Origin of the sequence: Thiohalocapsa sp. ML1 (assembly GCF_001469165.1) — a bacterium.
Lineage (GTDB): Bacteria > Pseudomonadota > Gammaproteobacteria > Chromatiales > Chromatiaceae > Thiohalocapsa.
In genome coordinates this window covers 1-21383 of sequence record NZ_JABX01000061.1, presented here as the reverse complement: position 1 = coordinate 21383, position 21383 = coordinate 1, and the positions used below count along the sequence as shown (strand labels likewise).

18 protein-coding genes are annotated in these 21383 nt (G+C 66.3%); 10 read left to right on the top strand and 8 right to left on the bottom strand.

Features of this window, described 5'->3' with window-relative positions; all coding sequences use genetic code 11:
• Positions 1–99: 99 nt before the first annotated feature.
• Positions 100–1716, bottom strand: coding sequence for a glycine betaine ABC transporter substrate-binding protein (locus ML01_RS24270; RefSeq protein ID WP_082674633.1), 1617 nt, complete (start codon positions 1714–1716; stop codon positions 100–102).
• Positions 1713–2465, bottom strand: coding sequence for an ATP-binding cassette domain-containing protein (locus tag ML01_RS24265; RefSeq protein WP_058557964.1), 753 nt, complete (start codon positions 2463–2465; stop codon positions 1713–1715). The genes ML01_RS24270 and ML01_RS24265 overlap by 4 nt, the downstream gene beginning before the upstream one ends.
• Positions 2466–2563: 98 nt before the next feature.
• On the opposite strand from ML01_RS24265, the gene ML01_RS24260 reads away from it, so the two are divergent.
• The 8 genes from ML01_RS24260 to egtD all read left to right on the top strand — a co-directional run bounded on the left by ML01_RS24260 (position 2564) and on the right by egtD (position 13646).
• Entirely contained in the window at positions 2564–4642 is a 2079-nt protein-coding gene (locus ML01_RS24260) for a molybdopterin-dependent oxidoreductase (RefSeq protein WP_058557963.1), read from the top strand.
• Between the two features lie 129 nt (positions 4643–4771).
• Positions 4772–5614, top strand: a complete 843-nt coding sequence (locus ML01_RS24255) for a hypothetical protein (protein WP_058557962.1) — start codon at positions 4772–4774, stop codon at positions 5612–5614.
• Between the two features lie 307 nt (positions 5615–5921).
• On the top strand, positions 5922–7007 hold the full coding sequence (locus ML01_RS24250; protein WP_058557961.1) for a hypothetical protein: 1086 nt from the start codon (positions 5922–5924) through the stop codon (positions 7005–7007).
• A gap of 134 nt (positions 7008–7141) precedes the next feature.
• Positions 7142–8647 (top strand): 4-alpha-glucanotransferase, encoded by a 1506-nt coding sequence (gene malQ, locus ML01_RS24245; protein WP_058557960.1) that lies wholly within the window; start codon positions 7142–7144, stop codon positions 8645–8647.
• Between the two features lie 252 nt (positions 8648–8899).
• Positions 8900–10102 (top strand): DUF3419 family protein, encoded by a 1203-nt coding sequence (locus ML01_RS24240; RefSeq protein ID WP_082674632.1) that lies wholly within the window; start codon positions 8900–8902, stop codon positions 10100–10102.
• A gap of 44 nt (positions 10103–10146) precedes the next feature.
• A complete protein-coding gene (locus tag ML01_RS24235; protein WP_254045376.1) occupies positions 10147–10896 on the top strand; it encodes a class I SAM-dependent methyltransferase in 750 nt (249 codons plus the stop codon).
• 381 nt (positions 10897–11277) lie between these two features.
• Entirely contained in the window at positions 11278–12663 is a 1386-nt protein-coding gene (gene egtB, locus ML01_RS24230; protein WP_082674631.1) for an ergothioneine biosynthesis protein EgtB, read from the top strand.
• Positions 12660–13646, top strand: a complete 987-nt coding sequence (gene egtD, locus ML01_RS24225) for an L-histidine N(alpha)-methyltransferase (RefSeq protein WP_173865214.1) — start codon at positions 12660–12662, stop codon at positions 13644–13646. The genes egtB and egtD overlap by 4 nt, the downstream gene beginning before the upstream one ends.
• A 94-nt stretch (positions 13647–13740) precedes the next feature.
• Here the strand turns inward: egtD and ML01_RS24220 are convergent, their stop codons facing one another.
• On the bottom strand, positions 13741–15129 hold the full coding sequence (locus ML01_RS24220; protein WP_058557957.1) for an IgGFc-binding protein: 1389 nt from the start codon (positions 15127–15129) through the stop codon (positions 13741–13743).
• Positions 15130–15803: 674 nt separating this feature from the next.
• On the opposite strand from ML01_RS24220, the gene ML01_RS30335 reads away from it, so the two are divergent.
• Entirely contained in the window at positions 15804–16064 is a 261-nt protein-coding gene (locus ML01_RS30335) for a hypothetical protein (RefSeq protein ID WP_082674630.1), read from the top strand.
• A gap of 381 nt (positions 16065–16445) precedes the next feature.
• Here the strand turns inward: ML01_RS30335 and ML01_RS24205 are convergent, their stop codons facing one another.
• Together ML01_RS24205 and ML01_RS29305 are read right to left on the bottom strand one after the other, a co-directional pair.
• A complete protein-coding gene (locus ML01_RS24205; RefSeq protein WP_058557955.1) occupies positions 16446–16646 on the bottom strand; it encodes a hypothetical protein in 201 nt (66 codons plus the stop codon).
• A 277-nt stretch (positions 16647–16923) separates the two neighbouring features.
• On the bottom strand, positions 16924–17409 hold the full coding sequence (locus ML01_RS29305) for a type II toxin-antitoxin system VapC family toxin (RefSeq protein ID WP_156427968.1): 486 nt from the start codon (positions 17407–17409) through the stop codon (positions 16924–16926).
• A gap of 423 nt (positions 17410–17832) precedes the next feature.
• On the opposite strand from ML01_RS29305, the gene ML01_RS24195 reads away from it, so the two are divergent.
• Positions 17833–19104, top strand: a complete 1272-nt coding sequence (locus ML01_RS24195; RefSeq protein WP_216819264.1) for an IS110 family transposase — start codon at positions 17833–17835, stop codon at positions 19102–19104.
• Positions 19105–19326: 222 nt separating this feature from the next.
• Here ML01_RS24195 and ML01_RS29300 read toward each other — a convergent pair whose 3' ends face one another.
• The 3 genes from ML01_RS29300 to ML01_RS27965 form a co-directional block, all read right to left on the bottom strand.
• Positions 19327–19974, bottom strand: coding sequence for a hypothetical protein (locus tag ML01_RS29300; protein ID WP_156427967.1), 648 nt, complete (start codon positions 19972–19974; stop codon positions 19327–19329).
• A 648-nt stretch (positions 19975–20622) separates the two neighbouring features.
• Positions 20623–20844 carry a pilus assembly protein HicB gene (locus ML01_RS30330; protein ID WP_082674628.1) on the bottom strand — a complete coding sequence of 74 codons (222 nt, stop codon included), beginning with the start codon at positions 20842–20844 and terminating at the stop codon, positions 20623–20625.
• Entirely contained in the window at positions 20841–21044 is a 204-nt protein-coding gene (locus tag ML01_RS27965; protein WP_082674627.1) for a type II toxin-antitoxin system HicA family toxin, read from the bottom strand. Before ML01_RS27965 ends, ML01_RS30330 begins: the two co-directional genes overlap by 4 nt.
• Positions 21045–21383: the final 339 nt, after the last annotated feature.

Genomic DNA, 21383 nt, shown 5'->3' with positions numbered 1-21383 from the left:
CGGGCGCTCGACGCCATGCAGTCGACCGGCCACGTAACTTGGCGGCAGCTCGGCCCCGGCGCGAGCCTGTTCGCGCCGCGGCAAGGACACGCGGCACGCTCAAGCCCGGGGGCTTGCGAGATCGTGACCTGCGTCTGCCCTGGCCCCGCCCGTCGGTTGCAGACGCAGCCCGCGCGGCACCACCCAACGCTCGGCAAACTCGAACAAGCCTTGGAGCCCGAGTGCGAGCAGCGCGGCCGGGACGGCGCCCTGCATGATGAGTGCGGTGTCGTCCAGGCGGATGCCGGTGAGGATCGGCTGGCCGTAACCGCCGGCGCCGATAAGCGCCGCGACGGTGGCGGTGCCGACATTGAGCACGGCCGAGGTCTTGATCCCGGCCAGAATGGTGTTGGCGGCCAGCGGCAGCTCGATCAGGCGCAGGCGTGCCCCGCGGGTCAACCCGAGGACGTCGGCCGATTCGCGGATCGGCACCGGGATGTCCATCAACCCGGCATGGGTGTTGCGCACGATCGGCAGCAGGCTGTACAGAAAGAGCGCGACCACCGTCGGCAGCCAACCGATCCCGAGCCAGGGAATGAGAAAGACGAAGAGTGCGAGCGAGGGGATGGTCTGGATCATCCCGGTGATGCCGAGGATCAGTTGGCCGAGCCGCGCGTTTTGTGCAGCCAGCACCCCGAGCGGCACGGCGAAGAGGATGGCCGCACCGAGCGAGACCCCGACTAGACCCAGATGCTCCAGCGTGCGCTGGCCCAGTTGGCTCCAGAAGCCTTGGCCCGAGACCCTGACCGCGAGCCCGAGGCCCTCCGATAAGAAGCGGGCGGCGACCGCCTGCTCGGAGTCGCCCTCGAGCTTCACCGCCCCGTTCATGCCCGCCATGGTGGGCGCGTCGATCGCGCCTTCGAGACGGCGAAAGGCGGCGACGGCGGCCGGCGCCGCCGCGGCCAGCTCCGCGCGGTAGAGCAGGATCGCTTGGTAGTCCTCGAAATAGCCCAGATCGTCTTCGAGCATGCGCAACCCGTAGCGCGCGATCTCGGCATCCGTGGTGTAGACCACCGTCACGTCGAGATGCCCGGCGGCGATGCCGCGATAGACCAGGTCGTGATCCAGGCCCTGCACGCGGGTCTGGGGGAGTCGGTAGCGCTGCCTCAAGCCCGGCCAGCCGTCGGCGCGCTCCAGGAACTCGCTGCTGAAGCCGAGTCGCAGGTCCGGATGCGCGCGCAGGTCGGAGATGCGTTGCAGGCCGAGCTGCTCGGCCAATGGCTCGGGCACCGCGATCGCGTAGGTGTTCTCGAAGCCCAGCGACGCCGATGCGCGGACCCCGCGAGCCGCGAGCGCTGCTGCGAGCAATTCGGGGGAGGACACGTCCTCGCCGGCCAGGATCTCACGGACCAGCGTGCCGCTGTATTCCGGATAGATGTCGATCTCGCCGCTCAGCAGCGCGCCCCAGAGGATGCGCGTCCCGCCCAGCTCGGCGCGATGACGCGCCGGGTGGCCGGCGTCGAGTGCGAGCAGGCGCAGGGTCTCGCCGAGGATGACCGACTCGGTGAACTTCTTCGACCCGACGGTGACGGGTCGGGGTGTGGATTCTTCGGCGGACGGCTCGGGGGACCAAGCGGCCAGTCCAATCGCGAGCAATGACGCGACGAGCGTCGCGAGTGCAAGGCCGGTGGCCGGAAGCCGGCGGCTGGAGGCCCTTCGCAAGCGGTCGCGCCTCATCCCCCGGCCCCCAGCAACACCCGCTGCGGCTCGCGTTGCGCCGCCACGAACTGCGCGACGAAGGGCTCGGCAGGACTGTCGAGGAGCACCCGCGGCTCGGCCTGTTGGACGCTACGCCCGGCCCGCAGCAAGACGATGCGATGCCCGAAAAAGACCGCCTCGGCCAGGTCATGCGTCACCATCAGCACCGTCTTGCCGAGTCGGGCGAAGATCGCCTTCAGCTCGCGTTGCAGCTCGAAGCGGATCATGGGGTCCAGCGCCCCGAGCGGCTCGTCGAGCAGCAGCAGATCCGGGTCAAGCATGAGCGCGCGCATCAGTGCGACGCGCTGACGCTGGCCGCCGGAAAGCTCGATCGGGTAACGCCCCAGCATCGCAGCCGGGAGCTGTACCAGATCCGCAAGCTCGGCGAGACGCTGCTCGCACCGCGCGCGCGTCCAGTCCAGCCGGCGCGCCATCAGGCTGACGTTGCTGCGGATAGTCAGATGCGGGAACAGACCGCCGTCCTGGATCATGTAGCCCATGCGCAGTCGGGCCGGGCGGAGATTGGCCGCATCCAGCCGAGCGCCCTCGAACCACACCTGGCCGCGATCGGGCCGGATCAGGCCGGCGGCGAGCCGCAGCAGCGTCGATTTGCCGCAGCCGCTCGGGCCGATCAGGACGGTGGTTTGCGCCTCGGCCACGTCGAGGTCAACGCCGGCCAGCGCCGGTGTCCCGCCGTAATCCTTGAAAACTCCTTCGAATCGCAGCATCGGTCGCTCCCCTCGGGTCATGCATGAGCGGCTTGAATTCGTATCCGCTGGCTTTAATTCCAGGCCGTCGCGGATAGATGTTTTGGGATGATCGTCGTATGACGTGGGCAACCAGTACCTGTTACGAGTGCGATGCCAACTGCGGGATTCAGGTCGAGCTCGACGACGACGGCGAGCCGATCCGCGTCCAAGGCCCCGATTGTCCGCGCTGTTATGTGCAGTTGGACCGACGCAACCATCCCGAGCGCATCCTCTATCCGCTCAAGCGCGTCGGGCCGCGCGGGAGCGGCGTGTTCGAGCGCGTCTCCTGGGACGCGGCGCTCGACACCATCGCCGATCGCCTGCGCGCCGCGAAGGCCGAGCATGGCGCACCCGCCGTCGGCTTCTTCGCCGGCTACACCAAAGAGGCGCGGCCCCAGTTGCAGCGTCTGGCGCACGCCTTCGGCTCGCCGAATTACCTGACCGAGAGCGGCTGCTGCTTCTCCGCGACCATGGTGGCCGAGAAGGTGACCTTCGGCTACAAGATCAAGACGACATCCACGGTCGTCTCGCCGAAGACGCGCTGTCATCTTATCTGGTCCACCAACCCGCGCGGCTCGATCCCGCCCTTCGATACGCATCCGCTGGTGCTGCGCCGGCCGGGCAAGACCCTCATCGTCGTCGATCCGCGCCGCACGCCGCTCGCCGAGGAGGCAGATGTTCATCTGGCGATCCGCCCCGGCACCGACGGCGCCTTGGCTCTGGGCTTTCATCATCTGATCTTCGAGAACGGCTGGCAGGATCAGGCCTTCCTAGACGAATGGGCCAACGGCGTCGAGGGCTTCCGCGACCATGTCCGCGACTTCACGCCCGCGCGTGTCGCCGAGATCTGCGGCGTTCCGGAGCAGGATCTGCGTACCGCTGCCGAGCTGTTCGCGACCACCCCGCCGGCCCAGATCACGCTCTCGCCCACCGCGACGGTGCAGCACAGCAACGGCTTCCAGAACCATCGGGCGGTGATCCTGCTGTCGGCGGTGACCGGCAACCTGGACCGAGAAGGCGGCAACCGCTTCTACAACGACAAGGCCGCGCCCAAGCCGATCGAGTTGTTCGACTATTGCCGCAATCATCTGCCGCCGCGCGTCGGCGACGAGGTCTATCCGGTCTGGACCCGCTACTGGCCGGCCGCGCAGAGCATGCTGTTGCCCGACTGCATCCTGGACGGGCGCCCGCAGCGCATCCGCGCCCTGCTGGCGATGGGCATCAACACCGCCATGTGGCCCAACTCCAAGCGGATGGAACAAGCGCTCGGCGCGCTCGATTTCTTCGTCGCGACCGACTTCTTCCATAACCCGGCCACGCGCATGGCCGACTTCGTGCTCCCGGCGGCGACCAGCCTGGAGCGCCCCGCGCTCATCGCCTATCCCGGCTGCGCCTATCAGGGCGAGCTGCGCTACCGCCGGCCGATCGTCGCACCCAAGGGCGAGGCGCGGCCGGACGGCGAGATCTTCCTACAGCTCGGTGTACGACTCGGCATGGCCGACCAATTCTGGCACGGCGACCTCGCGGCCTCCTGGGCCGAGGCAGCCGAGGGCATCCCGGAGGAGATCCGCCGCGAGGTCTACGCCAATCCGGACGGCGTGGTGGTTTATGCGCAGGCGATCGAGGATCTGGTCGAGAGCGGCTACATGGACGCCGATCGACTCTATCGGCTGCGCGGTTTCCCCACCCGCACCGGCAAGGTCGAGCTCGACTCCGTGGAGCTGCGCGAGGCCGGTCACGATGGACTGCCGATCTATCGCGAGCCGGCCGAGAGCCCGATCTCCACACCCGCGCTCGCGGTCGATTACCCGCTGGTCCTGACCAGCGGTGCGCGCAGCAAGTTCGACACCCATTCGCAGCACAACCACATCGAGCGGATGCGCCGCGCATTCCCGCACCCGTTGGCCGAGATCCACCCCGACGATGCCGCGCCGCGCGGCATTGCGGACGGTGATCCCGTCATGATCAGCTCACCGCGCGGAGCGGTGCGCTTCGTCGCCAAGCTGACCGATCGGATCAAGCCGGGCGTCGTGCATTGCACCCATGGCCGGAACGACGCCAACATCAACGAGCTGACCGACGACCGCCACCTGGACCCGATCAGCGGATTTCCGCCGTTCAAGTCGCTGCTGTGTCAGGTGGAGCGGGCGGTTTAGCGCCCCGAGCCGGCATCCTGCCGGGCTGGGGCGTGAGCCGTTGAGCCATGAGGATGCCTTGATGTCGCTTCCCTGTCGGCCGGTCGCAGGCGGCTGACCCGAACCCCCCCAAACCGAGGTTGCCGAGCCGTGCCCTTCATCGGCGTACTCCCCGAACGCGAGCACCTGTTTCAGCCCCGCCCCCGGCGCGATGTCGGGGTGAACGACGCTGCCGCTTGGCGCCTCAACCCCGCGCATCGACGGGTCTACGACAAGCTCTCGCTTGCGCTCGACGCGGGGCTGCGGGCGGCCCCCTGCGGAGTCGACCCGCGCGCCTGCGGGATCGCGCCCGATGCGCAGGTCTTCGTCAAGCCCATCGTCAACCTCGCCGGTATGGCGGTGCAGGCGCGAGCGGTGCCGGCGGACGCTGTGCCGAGCGAGCCCGGCAGCTTCTGGAGCGAGCGGCTCGAAGGTCCACACACCAGCAGCGATTGTCTGGTGCAAGACGGGCGGGCGGTTTGGTTTGCCCATACGCGCGGCTCGGACGCGAAGGACCGAGAGCGCCCGATCTACTGGGAGGTCGGCGCCGCGCTCCCGGACTTGGAGCCGCGCATCGCCGCTTGGGTTGCCCGCCACCTGCAAGGCTACCGCGGGCTGTGCAACCTGGAGATGATCGGCGGGCGCCCCATCGAGGCGCACCTGCGGGGCTCGAACGGCTTCTTCGACTTCTACGGTCCCGACTTCATCCCGGCCTGGGTCGCGTTGGTCGACGCCGCCGCCTTCACGCCGCCGCCGCCGATCCCGGGCGGCTTCGTCATCTCGGTCTTCGGCGAGGTCGTGATCGACGAGGCACAGCGCAGCGCCGCGTCGGGGCAGGGCGTGCAGATCGATCTCGACACCCGCACGGCCGATCGCTCGGCGATCCTGCGCTGCACGGACAAGGCCGCCGGACTGGACGTGCTGCGGCAACTCACCGGGCGCAGCATCGCGTGAGCCCGCGACAACGGCTGTCGCGTCATGGACTGCGCCCGCTTCACACCGGTGCAGCCGCGGGCCCTAACCATGCCCGAGACCGCGCAGGACTTGGCTGACCCGTCGCGCACCCCGGACGAACGGCACCCCGAGGCCGCTGCGAAGGCTGCTGCCGGCCGTTAGCGCGGACCCCTGGTACGACGCACGCTCACCGCTGCACGGCTGGACCCGCATCGACGCACCACCCGGCGCTGGACAGGGGCGCCGGCCGGCGCGACCATCGCCGTGCCCAGGCCCTTGCCCCCAGCCACCGCTCAGGGATCACCCGATGGCCAACGACGATGACACCGACCCGTGGCAGCAGGCGGAGGCCCACTTCGCCGACGCCCGGACTGCCTACGAGCGCGGCGACCCGCACTCGCTGCAAGAGGCCATCCGCGCCGCCGACGCCGGCATCGCGCTCGCGCGCCGGGTGGATCTGTCCGCGCCGCAGCGCCGCCACGCCCTCGCCTGGGCCTACAACACCAAGGGCTTTGCGCTCCGGGACATCGGCACCGCGGACGCCATCGCCGCCGCGGTCCAGGCCCACGACGCCGCCATCGACCTGCTGCAGCGGCTCGATCGCGATAACCCAGCCTTTCTCACGGACCTCGCCGGCAGCCATGTCAACAAGGGCAACGCACTGGCGGCAAGTGAGCGCCGCGCCGACCTCGCCGCCGCCATCGCCGAGTACGACGAGGCCATCCGGCTGCTCTCGCCCGCCAGCGCCGAGCCGAATGCCGAGGCCCGAACCCTGGTGCTCCTCAGCAACGCACACGGCAACAAGGGTCAGACACTCCAGATCATCGGCACCCCGGCCGCCCTCGCCGACGCCGTCCGCGCCTACGATGGCATGGCCCGCTACGCCGGGCTGGAGCTGGGGCTGGCGCTGGAGACGGCGCTGCGCGAGCGCTGCATCGACCCGCTGCGGGAGCAGCCGGCCGCGGTGCTGTCCCAGCTCGCGGCCGACGCGCCGCGGCTCGATCCGCAGCAGGCGGCGCTGATCGGCTATCTGCAAGGCAAGCGCCGGCCGCCGGTGCTCGGCGTCATGGTCGAGCTCTACCACCGCGTGCTCGCGCACTGGGACGCCCCGCCGCCCGGCCTGGCCGCGCACCTGCGCGCGCTGCTCCAGCGCTGGCCGCAGCCGGAGGCGCTGCGCGGCGCGGACGGCGCCCAACAGCGCCGCCGGCGCGATGGCCTGTACGCGCTGCTCAAGGTCCGCAACGCCTGCGCGCACGCAGAGCAGCCGCCGGACGACACCGCCGTCGAGCAGGCCTGGCAGCACGCGGCCGGCGACCCGCGCGACGGCTTCTTCCCGGTGCTCGGGCGGGCGCATGGCATCGGGCCGGTCGCGACGCGCAACGCCGGCGGTTGAGCTGCCATCCGCGCCACGGCCCGCAGGTGTCTGCCCCCCGCCGAGCCGAAGCGCACTGGCGGCGCCGGCACCGGCGGCGGCGCGATACGGTACCATCGCGCGCTTTCATCTCCGCCAGGCGTGTCTTGTCCCCGATGTCCTCCGATTCGGTGTCTGCCCCCCCGCTGTCGTCTCCAGATAACCTCGATCGGCGCCGCGCCGGTCTGCTGCTCCACCTCACCTCGCTGCCCGGGGCCGGCCCCAATGGGGATCTCGGCTGGGAGGCGCACAACTTCGTCAACTTCGCGGCCGACTGCGGCTTTACGCTGTGGCAAATGCTGCCGGTGGGTCCGCCGCAGGGGAGCCTGTCGCCGTACCAGACGAGCTCGGCGCACGCCGGCTGGTCGCACCTGATCGGCCTGGAGCCTTTGGTGCAGGACGGCTGGCTAGAGGCGCTGCCGGAGGCCCCCTACGACGCGGCGGCCAAGACCCGCGCGCTGCACCAGGCGCACGCGGGTTTTCTGGCGCGGGCCGGCGGCGACGAGCGCCGCGCGCTGGACGAGCTGCATGCCCGCCACGCCTATTGGCTCGACGACTATGCGCTGTATCGCGCCATCCACGAGGAGCGCAATGCGCCCTGGTGGCAGTGGCCGAAGGCGCTGCGCGAGCGCGAATCGCGCGCGCTCGCGCAGGCCCGAAAGCGCCTTGCCGCGCAGATCGAGTATCTGGTTTGGGAGCAGTTCGTGTTCTTCCGCCAGTGGGATGCGCTGCACGCCCACGCCGCCGAGCGCGGCGTGCTGCTGTTCGGCGATATGCCCATCTTCGTTGCCCACGACAGCGCCGAGGTCTGGGCGCGGCCCGAGGACTTCGACCTGACGGACACCGGCGAGACCCGCACCGTCGCCGGCGTGCCGCCGGACTATTTCTCCGCCACCGGCCAGCGCTGGGGCAACCCGCTGTATCGCTGGGACCGGCTCGCGGCCAGCGACTATCGTTTCTGGGTCGACCGCATGCGCACGCAGCTCACGCTGTTCGATGTCGTTCGCATCGACCACTTCCGCGGTTTCGAGGCCTTTTGGGAGGTGCCCGCCAGCGAGCCGACGGCCATGCACGGCCGCTGGGTGCCCGCCGACGGCGATGCGCTGTTCGCGCGCCTGGAGCGGGAATTCGGCCGGCTGCCGCTGGTGGCCGAGGACCTCGGGGTCATCACGGAGGCGGTGACGGCGCTGCGGCGCAAGTACGGCATGCCGGGCATGACCATCCTGCAGTTCGCCTTCGACGGCGGGCCGAAGAATCCGTACCTGCCCTTCCACCACGATCGCGACGCCGTCGTCTACACGGGTACCCACGACAACGATACGACGCTGGGCTGGTACGAGTCCCTGTCCGACGCGGAGCGAGCCGGCGTGGACGACTACCTGGGCCTGCCCGGGGAGCCCATGCCCTGGCCGCTGAACCGCGCCGCGCTGGCCTCGACGGCGAACCTCGCCGTGTTGCCGATGCAGGACGTGCTCGGGCTCGACACGACGCATCGCATGAACATCCCCGGCACCCCCGAGGGGAACTGGGCCTGGCGATTCACCTGGGATCAGGTGACGCCGGAGCTGCCGGCGCGCCTCACGCACCTGGTCCAGCTCTACGGCCGCGCGCCAACGGACTGAGCCAACTTCGCTGGAAGCGACCGCGATCGCGCTCGATCGTGGCGCGTTCGGTCCATTTCTCCGCCGTTTCACGTCCTGCCATGGCCGCAGGCCGGTACTCGGCGCCAGCGCCGGCTCGGTGCTTTCCTGCGCCCCGTCGCGGAGTCCGCGTCCGCCATGACATAATGCGGACACCCACGTTGCCATCAGACTGTCATGTAGTTCAGGTAGTCTAGGGCGATTTATCCCCACCACCAAAGAGACGCACGAGGCATGGCAGCGATGACGAAGGCCACGCTGGCGGACAAGTTCGACCAAAAGGTCTTCGACGCCATCTATTCCCGCGCCCTGGTCTACAACACCTGCTGGGAAGACCCCGCGGTGGACCGGCAGGTACTGAACATCGGCGCCGACGACCGCATGCTGGTCATCACCAGCGCGGGCTGCAACGTGTTGGACTATGTCCTGCTCGGCCCGGAGCATATCCACGCGGTAGACGCCAATCCGCGCCAGAACGCGCTCCTGGAGCTCAAGCTCGCGGGCATCCGGCGCTTGGAGTTCGAGGATTATTTTGCCGCCTTTGGTCGCGGCTATCACCCGCGCTTCGAGCAGCTCTATCGCAGCGAGCTGCGCGGGGAGTTAACCCCCTTCGCGCAGGGCTTCTGGGACAAGCGCGCGCGCTGGTTCGGCAACCCGCGCGGCAGCTTCTATTTTCATGGGCTGTCCGGCATCGTCGCCAAGACCTTCCATGCCTACCTGAATTTCCGCCCGCGCTTGGCGGCGAGCATCCGGGAGCTGTTCGACACCCGCTCGCTCGACGATCAGCGCCGGATCTACGACGACCAAGTACAGCCGCTGTTCTGGACCCCGGGCGTCAACTGGACGCTGTCGCGCCAGCTCACGATGAGCATGCTCGGCGTCCCGCACCCGCAGCGCAAAGAGGTGCAGCAGCAGCACGAGCGCGGCGTCGCGGGCTTCGTGCGCGAGTCCGTCGAGTACGTCTTCCGCCAGCTCCCGGTCTGGACCAACTATTTCTGGATGGTTTACCTGCGCGGCAGCTACACCGAGAGCTGCTGTCCGGAGTACCTGAAACCGGACAACTTCACGGCGCTGAAGGCCGGGCTCGTGGACCGCATCTCGCTGCACACCTCCACCGTTGCCGAGCTGCTCACCGAGAGCGATCGGGAATACTCCAAGTACGTGCTGCTCGATCACATGGACTGGATGAGCTCCTATCATCCGCGCGCCCTGGCCGAGGAATGGGCGCTGATCCTGGAGCGCGCCCGTGCCGATGCGCGCATCATCTTCCGCAGTGCGCACGCCTCGCCGAGCTACCTGGAGCGCCTCGAGGTCGGCCCGGAGCGCACGCTGCTGCCGGAGCGCCTGCGCTTCCACCGCGACTTGGCCGCCGCGCTGCAGCCGCTGGACCGCGTGCACACCTACGCCGGCTTCCATATCGCGGATGTGCTGGCCTGAGCCGCGCCACCCCGACACCCGTACCGACCCAGAAGAGCCCCCTGATGATGTCCATTGCCGGCGACGCCCGCGTCCTGCTGTCCATGCTGCGCGGCCAGCCGCGCGCCGGCTCCCATGCGGAGCGGCTCGCCGCCTTCTACGGCCCCCAGGCGGGCCAGTACGACGCGTTCCGGGAGCGGCTGCTGCACGGCCGCGGTGAGATGCTCGCGGATCTGCTCCGCGCGCTGACCGAGACCCGCGGCGCCACCACCGGCGCCCGTGTCGTGGAGCTCGGCGGCGGCACCGGCCGCAACCTCCTCTTTTTCGGCACCGCGCTCGATACCTTCGGCCAGGTCGATGTTGTGGATCTGTGCACGCCGCTGCTCGCCGAGGCACGGCGGCGCTTCGCGACGCGGGCGAATGTCCGGGTCACCGAAGCCGACGCCTGTGCCTGGCTGCCGGACGAACCGGTTGATGCAGTGTACTTCTCCTACGCCCTCACGATGATCCCCGACTGGCGGGCGGCGCTCGACAACGCCCTGGCCATGCTCCGCCCCGGCGGCGTGCTCGGCGTCGTGGACTTCTACGTGTCGGCCGCCAAGCCGGCGCCGGGGCTCGTGCGCCACGGCGCTTTTGCCCGGGCCTTCTGGCCGCGCTGGTTCAGCCACGACGGCGTGAAGCCCTGCGCCGACCATCTGATCACGCTGTGCGAGCAGCTCCCGGCCCATCAGCTCACGGAGGCGATGGCGCCGGTGCCGTACCTGCCGCTGCTGCGCGTGCCCTACTACCGCTTCGTCGGTCGAAAGCCTGTCTGAGCGTCGGGGGCCTTGGCCGAGGCCCCCGACGGGTTGATATTCCGCCGATACGCGCCATGCTTCGGGGCCAAGCACAGGCCAGCACCCGCTCAGCATGCGCGTTCCGTCCCCGCCATCGATCACCGCCGCCGCGAACAGCGGCGCCTGGACGTCGGGCTGTTCCCGGTGGCCATTGATTCGCCTTGACGCCGGCGACGCCGCGCCGCGGCCTGCCGGCCGACACCGCAGCCTGAGCGCAACGCGACAGCGCAGCGCGCGGTCCTGACCAGACACCAAACCAAACCAACGGCGCGGCGCCAAGGCTTCGCCGGCGGTGCCCGCAGGCGATGGGTGCTGTCGGTCGGTCCGGACCCGCGGGGGCAGTACGGGGGCAAGTCAAGTATGGAGCAGACCATACCGGCCGCGAGCCATGCCAACACCGGGACGGGCAATACCGGGACGGGTAACAGCGGGACGGGTAACAGCGGGACGGGCAACAGCGGGACGGGCAACAGCGGCGAGCGCGCCGCGTTGCTGGACGGCTACCGGCGCGTGCGTGCGCTGAGCGAGCGGCTCTGCGAGCCGCTGGCCATCGAAGACTACGTGCTCCAGACCGCCGTCTGGACCAGCCCGCCGCGATGGCATCTGGCGCACGTGTCCTGGTTCTTCGAGACCTTCCTGCTGCGGCCCTTCCTGCCCGGCTACCGGGTCTTCCATCCGCGCTTCGAGTATTTGTTCAATTCCTACTACGAGCAGACCGAGACCGGCTTCTGGCCGCGGCCGGAGCGTGGGCTCCTGTCCCGGCCCACGGTGGCGGAGGTCTATGACTATCGCCGTCACGTGGACGAGGGCATGGCACGGCTCATCGCCGACTGCGCGGACCGCGACTGGCCGGCGGTGGCGGCGCGCATCGCCATCGGCCTTAATCACGAGCAGCAGCACCAGGAGCTGCTCGTCACCGACATCAAGTACAGCCTCGCCTACAACCCGCTGCGGCCTGCCTACCGCGCCGACCTACCGAGCAGCGAGCCCGGCGTGCCCGACGCGCTGGACTATGTCGCCTGCGACGGCGGCATTGTCGAGATCGGTGCCGCGGCCGACGCCGGCTTTGCGTACGACAACGAGACGCCTCGGCATCCGGTCCTGCTGCGGCCCTACCGGCTCGGCGACCGCCTGATCACGAATGCCGAATACCTCGCCTTCATCAATGACGGCGGCTATCGGAACCCGGCGCTGTGGCTCGCCGACGGCTGGGCCGCCGTGCAGGCCCAGCATTGGCAGGCGCCGTTGTACTGGGAACCAGACGACGACGGCTGGCAGGTGATGACCCTGGGCGGGCTGCGACCGCTGCACCCGGCCGAGCCCGTCTGCCATGTCAGCTACTTCGAGGCGGACGCCTTCGCGCGTTGGGCCGGCAAGCGGCTGCCGACGGAGGCCGAATGGGAGGCGGCGGCCGCGGGGCTGGCGGTCGCCGGCAATTTCCTGGATCAGGGCCGCCTGCAGCCGGCGCCGGCCGCCGCGCGGGGCACCGACGCGCCGGCGCCGCGGCAACTCTTCGGCGATTGCTGGGAGTGGACCGCGAGCGCCTACCTCGCCTACCCCGGCTATCGGCCGCCGGCAGGGGCGCTCGGCGAATACAACGGCAAGTTCATGTGCGGGCAGATGGTGCTGCGCGGAGGGTCCTGCGCGACGCCCGCGGACCATGCCCGCGCGAGCTACCGCAATTTCTTCTATCCCGCTGAGCGCTGGCAGCTCATGGGGATTCGACTGGCGGAGGACGAACAATGAGCGACGGTGCCATGCGCGCCGAGGCCCACACGGCCACGGTACACTTCCACGACCTGCATCCGACACCCGCGGACATGCGCGCCGAGGTGCTGGCCGGGCTCGCGCTGCCGCGCAAGCGCCTCTCGCCCAAGTTCTTCTACGACGCCGAGGGCTCGCGGCTGTTCGACGCCATCTGCGAGCTGCCCGAGTATTACCCCACCCGCACCGAGATCGGCATCCTGCGCCACCACGGCGCCGAGATGGCGGCGCGGCTCGGCCGCGAAGCGCTTTTGGTGGAGCTCGGCAGCGGCTCCAGCCTCAAGATCCGCACCCTGCTGACGGCGCTTCGCCCGGCCGTCTACATGCCGGTGGATATCTCGAAGGAGCACCTGCTCGCCTCGGCACAGGCGCTCGCCGCGGCCTTCCCGGGGCTTGTGGTGCACGCCGTCTGCGCGGACTATTCGAGCGCCTTCGCGCTGCCGGTGGATGATCATGAGCATCCGCGGGCGGCGTTCTTTCCCGGCTCATCGGTGGGCAATTTCGAGCCGGAGGCGGCCGTGCGCTTTCTGGCAAGGGTCGGCGAGCTGCTCGGCCCCGGCGGCCGGCTGCTGATCGGCGTCGACCTCATCAAGGACAAGCGCCGCTTGGAGGCCGCCTACAACGACGCCGACGGCGTGACGGCGGCCTTCAATCTGAACCTGCTCGCACGCATCAATCGCGAGCTCGGTGCCGACTTCGACCTGGACGCCTTCCGCCACGAGGCCTTCTTCAACGAGACCTTGAGCCGCATCGAGATGCACTTGGTGAGCACCCGTGCGCAGCGCGTCGAGCTGGCCGGGCAGGGCTTCGACTTCGCCGAGGGCGAGTCGATTCATACCGAATGCTCCTACAAGTACCGCATCGATGGCTTCCACGCCCTGGCCGCCGAGGCGGGCTTCCGCGCCGAGCAGGTCTGGATCGACCCGGAGGCGTTATTCAGCGTGCACTGTCTGGTCTGGGGCTGACCCCTGCGTTCCGCCGACGACAGGCAGGGGCCGCCCGGAGCGCGCGAGCGGCTGTGGCGACTGCACGACCGCCCGACTTGGCGCGGTCGCGGCGCTAACAGGCGCGCCGTCGCCGCGTCCATCCGAGGCTCGCCAGCCCGATGGCAACCAGCGCCGCCGGTAGCGGTGCCGACACCCCCTGCGGGACGTTCAGGTCCGGCGGCGAGATGCCCGGTGCAAAGGTCGCGCCGCCGTAGGTGAGGTAGCTGTCGTACCATTCCCCGCCCCCCAGCATGAGCAGAAAGGGGCTTGCCGCGCTCATCGTGAACAGGCCGATGGGCAGATCCACCAGGCCGCGGCTGAACGCCGTACCGCCGATACCGGTGAAGCTCGACGTATTCACCGGGTTGCCGTCGAGCAGCAGCGACAGCAGATCAAGGGTCTCGATGACGATGGCGGCGTAGTTGTTCGTGAATGCCTGCGCCCCTGCCGGCGTCGCCAGCCGGTAGTCGTCGAGCCAGGTGTCGGTTCCCGGCACCAGCGACATCGCCGGGTCCGTATTGATGCCGCCCAGGTAGTCCTGGCCGGTCAGATACTGCGCGACCATGACCGGCGCCGAGGCGTCGATGGCGGCGCCGAGGCCGTCGGTTTGGCTGAGCTCGAACTGGTGCACATCGCCGGCGTTCAGCGTGGCGACAGTGACGCCGTTGACGCTGACGCTGGTGTTGTCCGTGGTGGCGATGACGCGTACCAGATCGCCGTTGACGGGTGTCTCGGAGCGTACGGCCGGGTCCGACGCCGCCACGAGGTAGCTGGACGAGAGCCGGTTGGTGGGGATCATCTGCTCGATGAGGGTGTCGCAGGCCGCGAAACTGTCCGGAATGTTCGTGCACTCGTGGCCGCCGAACACGGCGACGGGGTTGGTCGCCGTCACCGAGGAACCCGTGAGATCCGCGTTGCCGCCGGCGTACTTGTAGGTCTCGCCGGCCCGCAGCACGACATTGATCGGCGCACTGCCCTTGGGCGTGAAGGTGACCGCCGTGTTGTCCGCGGTTGCGTGGATCATCACCTGGCTGCCTTCGCCGTAGCGGCCGCCGTCGCTTGCAATGAAATACTCGGTGCCGAGCGACGCCTTGTCCAGCAAGTAGGTCATGTCCGTGGTGTTGGGGGCGCGGTTCACGAAATAGCCGGCGATGGGGTCCGGCGACACGACGCGAAAGCCCGTGTTGCGGACGCCGGTGCCGCTCTGCTGGAAGCTGCGGTCAATCGGAAGATTGAAGAAGCCCTCGGCGGACAGCACGAGGTCCTGGTTGAATCCCGATCGGGTCGACACCGTGGCGGTCTGCCCCGCGTTGCCGAACAAGAACACCGATGCGTCCGGCGGATTGATATTGTGGTTGAAGTCGAAATACAGCTCGCCGGCCTGACCGGCGGTGCTGCCGAGCCCGAACAGCGCGAGCAGCGCGGCGAGCTCGAGTCTTTGCGAGGCGGAATGAGGCTTCATCGATCGGCTCCTTCATACAAGGGTCATCTGGGCTGGATGGCCGAATCCTCTGGCGCAGCGGAAGCGCCGCTGCGGCTCCGGGGAGCACCGTTGCCGACCTAGGGCAGCCGGCCGTGGTGCTCGGTCAGGCGCTGCCCGAGGAGTCCTGCCGGGGGTGCATGCTCCAGGCTTCGGGGTGACCGCGGTATAGGAGGCTTTGCGTGTACATTCATGGGGATAACCAGGTGCCCGCGGGTCAGGCCATTGCCGCTATCCGTTGAATCGTTTCCTCGGCAGCGATGCCGAGTAGGTTCTGGCGCTGGTCTGGTGCCCGGAGCTATGTGGGCGAGGAGGGTTCATCGCAGGAGCAGGTCTTGCAATCATGCACCCCCCATGTCTCCTGAAATCGTCGCACAGCGCGGCTCACTGTCGCGTAATGCACGCCGAAGAACGCTGCGATCCCCTGCATCGTATAAACGCCGGTCGCGAAGGCCCGAGCCATGGCCTCGCCGTGGTCCGGGTAATCGCGCGCGAGCTCGGCAAGTGGCTGCGCCAACGGCCGGCGCTGCGCGCGCGGGACCTCACGCAGAAGCTTCACAGGCTTGGTTGCGGCGCAATGGCGCTCGGCGAAGCCATCGCTGCCGAGAAAGATCTGATGACGCAGACCATCCTAGAATGCTTGCACCGCCAATCCCTTGGCGAACGAAATCCGCATACGCTGCCTGTGCCCCGGCGCGTTCCTCGCCGAACTGTCCGAGCAGACAATCCGTCTCCAGCCACGCCGGCGCCGACATCACATTGCCGTGCGGGCGCTCGCCTTCAAATGGCTGCGGATCCTTCACCGCTGTTGGATGGACCGCAAACCCTATGACGAGGCGACTTACCTGAAGGCGCTGCAAAAGAGCGGCTCACCGCTGCTTGCACTGATTGCGGCGCCGACTGCACCGGCGCGGTAATCCTGCGCGCGCCAAGGATGGTCGGAGTGAAGAGGCGTATTGCGCGCCTGTGGATAACCTGTGGGCAACCTGTTGGTGGCCTGTGGAGAGATTTTGCCGAAAAGCTTGACAGACCAACTCAGGGCGTATGTTAGCCGATGATCTTCTCGTATTGGTCGTGCCTTCCGATCCAGAACCAAACGTAACCGTCATGTGCTTCAACTGCGAGAGCACGGTAGTCCAAGTTCACTCTGGCTGACCAAAAATCACCGACCTTCTTGAAGTGAAGCGAGCGATGGCGTGGATTCTCCCGCAACAGCGCGTACGCAGCATCCGCCCGCCTTCTGATATCGGCTGGAAGTTTGTGGTAGCAAGCCCAGAAATCGGGGTTCGTAAAGTGGCTCAAATCGGGCTGGTCCGTCCGGCCGCATGATCGGCCAATGCCTTCTCCGCAAGCGCTTTCAACTTGCCCGACTTTGAGTCCTGCTCAATCTGGCGATCCCATTGCTCCCATTCTTGTTCCCGGAACCACGTCCGGAACTCTGCGAATTCGCTCGGGCTGAGCTTGCGAACGCGGTCCTCGATTTGTTCTACCTCGGTCATCGTCTTGCCTGTCAGTTGTGGATTGGGATGTGCTCCGGTCTGAGTCTTTTCGGCTAACGTTTAGCGCACCCCGCCGCGGGCTGGCTGGCCGGAGCGATAGCGACGGCCAGCCAGCCCGCGGTCGGAGGTGGCGCGCTTGTTGGGCGTTCCAGGATTCCAAACGGGATGCCCGGACACCGACTGACGAGCAGCAGCATCTGCTGCAATAGCTGCAATGTCCCCGTGGAATCGCTCGGAGATTGCGCGGCGAGTTTGATGTATTTCTTCAATTATAGGGTCAGCCATCTTCGGTATCCTCTCCTAGTAGTTGTTCAGGTGTGCAGATGGTTGGTATATACACGCCTAGCTCGGCGAAAAGGTCGTATATGCGGGGAAGAATCTTTGCGTTTGCGATGTGCTTGCAGTTCCAGGTCAACAGATACTCAATTTCGTGATGAGCAACAGACGCGATGTGGAGGGCGTCAACCTGTGCCTTGTCCGGCAGCACACGAAGCGACATGATTCTTTTGGCCAGTTCTTCGATCTCGGAAGCGTTCGGCAGCAGCGGAATACCTTCCAGGACAGCCATCCGTTGTGCTGCAAGCGCGGGATTTCCGGCGGAGGCTTCGTCTAGTACGTATTGCGAAATCACAAGCTCGTAGTGCTTCCGCTCAAGATTCCACCAACGATGCGTCAGCACTTGCCGAGCGGCGGTCACAATCTGACTGCTTGGCTGCTGCCGCAGATAGCTGACTATCGATGTTTCAATGTAGACCGTCGGCACCAGATTGTCCTGTGGCGCCCAACGTCAACTGCAGCCCGCGCCAAACTGCGGGCACGCGCGAAGCGCCGGCCGCAGTTTGGCGTCGGGCTGGCGGGTTCTATAGTCACTCTGAGCCGACCAGTAATGGTGTTTCATTAATAGTAATTGGCGCCGTGGATAACTTAATCATTCGGTGCCGAGCAAAGGGTCGCGCCCTGTGCTATGCATAGCGTGGGCAAACGCCGCCGGGCGACGAATAGCTGAGCTGATGCATTCGATGCTTACTAACATACTTTCGCGCCCGGCGGTGTCCGTTGTTTCGAAACGAACACTCAGGGGTCGTTGCACGATGACTCGCTATAATGCCTTCGCTGAAACAACCCGACACCGGCTATACGGCGTCTGCCCTCGGCTTTGGAGTCTATCACAGGCGAGGTCATGCAGATGAGCACAGACAACCGGTTCGCCGCCATCGTCGGTCTGGATTGGGCGGACAAGAAGCATGACGTTTGCGTGCAGAGCGTGCCGGATGGTGCGCGCGAGTTTGCGGTGATCGAGCAGCGCCGGGAGGCGCTCGATGAGTGGGCCAGCGCCTTGCGCGTGCGCTTCGGGAACCGGCCCGTGGCGGTCTGCGTGGAGCTGCGCAAGGGGCCGGTGATCGACGCGTTGTCGAAGTACGAGCACCTGGTGCTGTTCATGGTCAGCCCCGGACTGGTGGCGAAGATCCGCCGGGCGTTGCGCCCGAGCGGGGCGAAGGATGATCCGAGCGATGCGGCGCTGATCCTGGACATTCTGGAGAAGCATCCAGAGCAGGTCAGGCGCATCGATCCGGATGATCCACGCACGCGTCAACTCACCGTGCTGGTGGAGGCGCGCCGAGATCTCGTGGATCAGCGTGTGCGCTTGACCAACGCCCTGACATCGAACCTCAAGGGCTACTTCCCGCAAGCGTTGCACTGCTTTGACGAGCTGGGCAGCACGCTGGCCTGCGATTTCCTGCGCAACTGGCCCTCGCTGGGCGAGGCGAAGCGGGCGCGCGAGACGACGCTGCGGACCTTCTTCCACCGCCATGGCGTGCGCGGCGAGGCGCGCATCGACGAGCGCATCGGACTGCTGCAGAGGGCGCTCGCGCTGACCAGCGACGCCGGCGTACTGCTGCCTGCACTGATGGCGACCAAGATTCTTGTTGAGCAACTGCGCGTGGTGCTGGCAGGCATCGCGCGTTTCGAGCGGGCCATCGAGAAGGCCTTCAAGGCGCACCCGGACGCGGCGATCCTCGCCAGCCTGCCGGGCGCCGGCCCCACTTTCGCGCCGCGTCTGCTCGCCGTCTTCGGCAGCAACCGCGAGCGCTGGCCCGATGCGGCGAGCCTACAGCAGTACCTCGGCGTCGCACCGGTGACCGAGCGCAGCGGCAACCGCCGGTGGGTGCATTGGCGCTGGGCCTGTCCGAAATTTCTGCGCCAAAGCGTCGTGGAATGGGCCGGCATGAGTGTGCGCTACTCCGTCTGGGCCGCGGCCTACTATCAGGACCAGCGCAATCGCGGCAAAAGCCATCACATTGCCGTGCGGGCGCTCGCCTTCAAATGGCTGCGCATCCTTCACCGCTGTTGGATGGACCGCAAACCCTATGACGAGGCGACCTACCTGAAGGCGCTGCAAAAAAGCGGTTCACCGCTGCTTGCACTGATTGCGGCGCCGACTGCACCGGCGCGGTAATCCTGCGCGCGCCAGGGATAGTCGGACTGAATAGGCGTATTGCGCGTCTGTGGATAACCTGTGGGCAACCTGTTGGTAGCCTGTGGAGAGATTTTGCCGAAAAGCTTGACAGACCGACTCAGGGCGTATGCTGGCCGGCCGGAGCGTAGCGACGACCGGCCAGCAAGCGCTCGGGCTGGTGCTCTAGTTGGGCGGTTCGCTGCTTCTCACTCTCTAGCATCATTATCGCTTTAGGCTTGTGGAGAGAACGGCATGGGTGCGTCCATGTTCGGGATGCATAAGATAAACAAACCACACTACATCAGTATGGGCGAGTTTCATTCGGTGAAACCATAAAAGTGATGCGATGCGATGCATCCAGTCATCAACGGACATGCGAAGATCGATCTTCTGGGCTTCTTTGTATGGATTAGGCGAGTGTATTACGCGAGAACAGCAGTCGTACAGGAATCCAAACTCATCTTTCGTCAAAAAGCCACTACGAACATTCTCGAATACATGGGCGTGCTTCAGTTCTGGCGGATCACCAACTGGTCGTTCGTTCGACGATTTCAGCGGAAGTGGATAGAAGTGCTTGTTGATACGCTCAAGTTTCTTAAGGATGTCTTTCGCGCTCCAATGAGCTGCATATTTGTCGTATGTGGTTCGATACAGTTCTATGTTTGAGCACATCGAACCAAACGCGACGATCTCCAAAATTTTACGGATCTGAAGAAAAACGAAATCGTCTGCGAAATACGGGTGTCCAAACGCGGCGATAGAGACTTTGCCGTTCACTATATCTTGGACCGCCTTCACGCGCAGTTTGAGTTCCTCCAATAGATTGCAGTATTGCGTTATTCCTTCGAGGTTAGTATCGTTTACGCTCATATCCTTCAGGGCTTTATGATGTACCGTGCCAACGTTAACCGCACCCCGGCGACAAACGACGGCCCTCGCTGCACTCAGGCAGCAGTTTGTCGTTGGGCCAGCGGACCCGGCGGGCGTCTACTTCGTCTCGTAGGTGGAGTAGTCGGTTATGACACCGTCCTGCGTTCTAATTGTATGGATCGTGTCCCCACGGTGGTAAGAGCGCGTCTCATACCCCCCACTTTGATAATGAGTGTCAGGATCGCCCCACTTATCCAACACGCCTTGACTTCGGTTTACCTCAGCTTCAGCTTGGACCCGCGATCTATTCAGCCGAGACCTCCCGGCTTCTTCTTGATACTGTTGACGCAGCGCTTCTTGGCGGGCCGCTTCCCTTGCGGGCTCTCCGAATTTTGGCACCCGGTTGAAGAAGGCTTCCATTTGGTCCGGAGGGACCTGCGCAAACACAGCAGGGGCGGCTACCATGGCGGCGGAAACAAGAGTGAGGATATGTCGCATAAAGTACTCCTTTCGTTTTGCTTGTCGACTGCGGAATCAAGTCGACGTTGTTACGCCCAACGTCAGGGCTGGCCCGCCGCCCGTTGCCGCGCCGGGAGCGAAGCGACGGCGCGGCATCGGGCGGTCGGGCCGAGCCGCTAGTTGGGCGATTTAAGCGACTTCACGCATTGGTCTGACTCGCGGCGAAGGTAGAGGCTTGCCTTCTGCACCGAAGTGGCGAATGACATCCTGCACAACTGCACAAAGCTCGCCATAGAGAACCACTGGATCTTCACCATGTATCCCCGTAATTAGGTCTGGGCATTTGCCGACATATACCTGATCTTCATCGCTCCACTCAACCCACTTGTGGTACTTATCGTGGTCTTTCATTTGCTCACCAGTTCAATCGCTTGTGCGACTTCCTTTTCTTGATACTTCTTGGCGTCATCGCCTGAGCCGCCACTCAGCGTAACCGCGCCTGGGTATTTCGGATGAACGAGTTTCCGATGCGCCCCTTTTCCTGCGCCTCGTATTTCCATAAAACCGGCGGTCTTGAGAGCTTTGAGCAGTTCTCGTACTTTCTGAGGCACAGATTAAGCCGTTGCTGTTTTTGCCCAACGTTAGGCACAGGGCGCGCCTCGGAGCAGCCTGAGCGAAGCGAAGGCTGCTCCAAGGCGTCGCAGCTTGTGCATTTGTTGGACGGAGCCGCTACGCGGAGAACAGCGACGCGGCGGCCCCGCAGTGACTAAGATGCAACCTCACGCCCTCGCCGTGCGAGGGGACATTCCGCTGAGAATCATGAGGTTGCGCCGTCATGTCACCATCTTTCGAGGCCGATTTCAAGCGCCGCTACACCGCCCTGGACAAGCATCTGCATCTCAAGGGCTTCCGACCGAAGACGATCGAGGCGTACGCGCGGGGCGTACGGC

Bases quoted from the DNA above. Each gene is read 5' to 3' on its own strand.
- ML01_RS24270 (WP_082674633.1), bottom strand. From the start codon at position 1,716: ATGAGGCGCGACCGCTTGCGAAGGGCCTCCAGCCGCCGGCTTCCGGCC.
- ML01_RS24265 (WP_058557964.1), bottom strand. From the start codon at position 2,465: ATGCTGCGATTCGAAGGAGTTTTCAAGGATTACGGCGGGACACCGGCG.
- ML01_RS24260 (WP_058557963.1), top strand. From the start codon at position 2,564: ATGACGTGGGCAACCAGTACCTGTTACGAGTGCGATGCCAACTGCGGG.
- ML01_RS24250 (WP_058557961.1), top strand. From the start codon at position 5,922: ATGGCCAACGACGATGACACCGACCCGTGGCAGCAGGCGGAGGCCCAC.
- malQ (WP_058557960.1), top strand. From the start codon at position 7,142: ATGTCCTCCGATTCGGTGTCTGCCCCCCCGCTGTCGTCTCCAGATAAC.
- ML01_RS24240 (WP_082674632.1), top strand. From the start codon at position 8,900: ATGGCAGCGATGACGAAGGCCACGCTGGCGGACAAGTTCGACCAAAAG.
- ML01_RS24235 (WP_254045376.1), top strand. From the start codon at position 10,147: ATGATGTCCATTGCCGGCGACGCCCGCGTCCTGCTGTCCATGCTGCGC.
- egtB (WP_082674631.1), top strand. From the start codon at position 11,278: ATGGAGCAGACCATACCGGCCGCGAGCCATGCCAACACCGGGACGGGC.
- egtD (WP_173865214.1), top strand. From the start codon at position 12,660: ATGAGCGACGGTGCCATGCGCGCCGAGGCCCACACGGCCACGGTACAC.
- ML01_RS24220 (WP_058557957.1), bottom strand. From the start codon at position 15,129: ATGAAGCCTCATTCCGCCTCGCAAAGACTCGAGCTCGCCGCGCTGCTC.
- ML01_RS24205 (WP_058557955.1), bottom strand. From the start codon at position 16,646: ATGACCGAGGTAGAACAAATCGAGGACCGCGTTCGCAAGCTCAGCCCG.
- ML01_RS24195 (WP_216819264.1), top strand. From the start codon at position 17,833: ATGAGCACAGACAACCGGTTCGCCGCCATCGTCGGTCTGGATTGGGCG.
- ML01_RS29300 (WP_156427967.1), bottom strand. From the start codon at position 19,974: ATGAGCGTAAACGATACTAACCTCGAAGGAATAACGCAATACTGCAAT.
- ML01_RS30330 (WP_082674628.1), bottom strand. From the start codon at position 20,844: ATGAAAGACCACGATAAGTACCACAAGTGGGTTGAGTGGAGCGATGAA.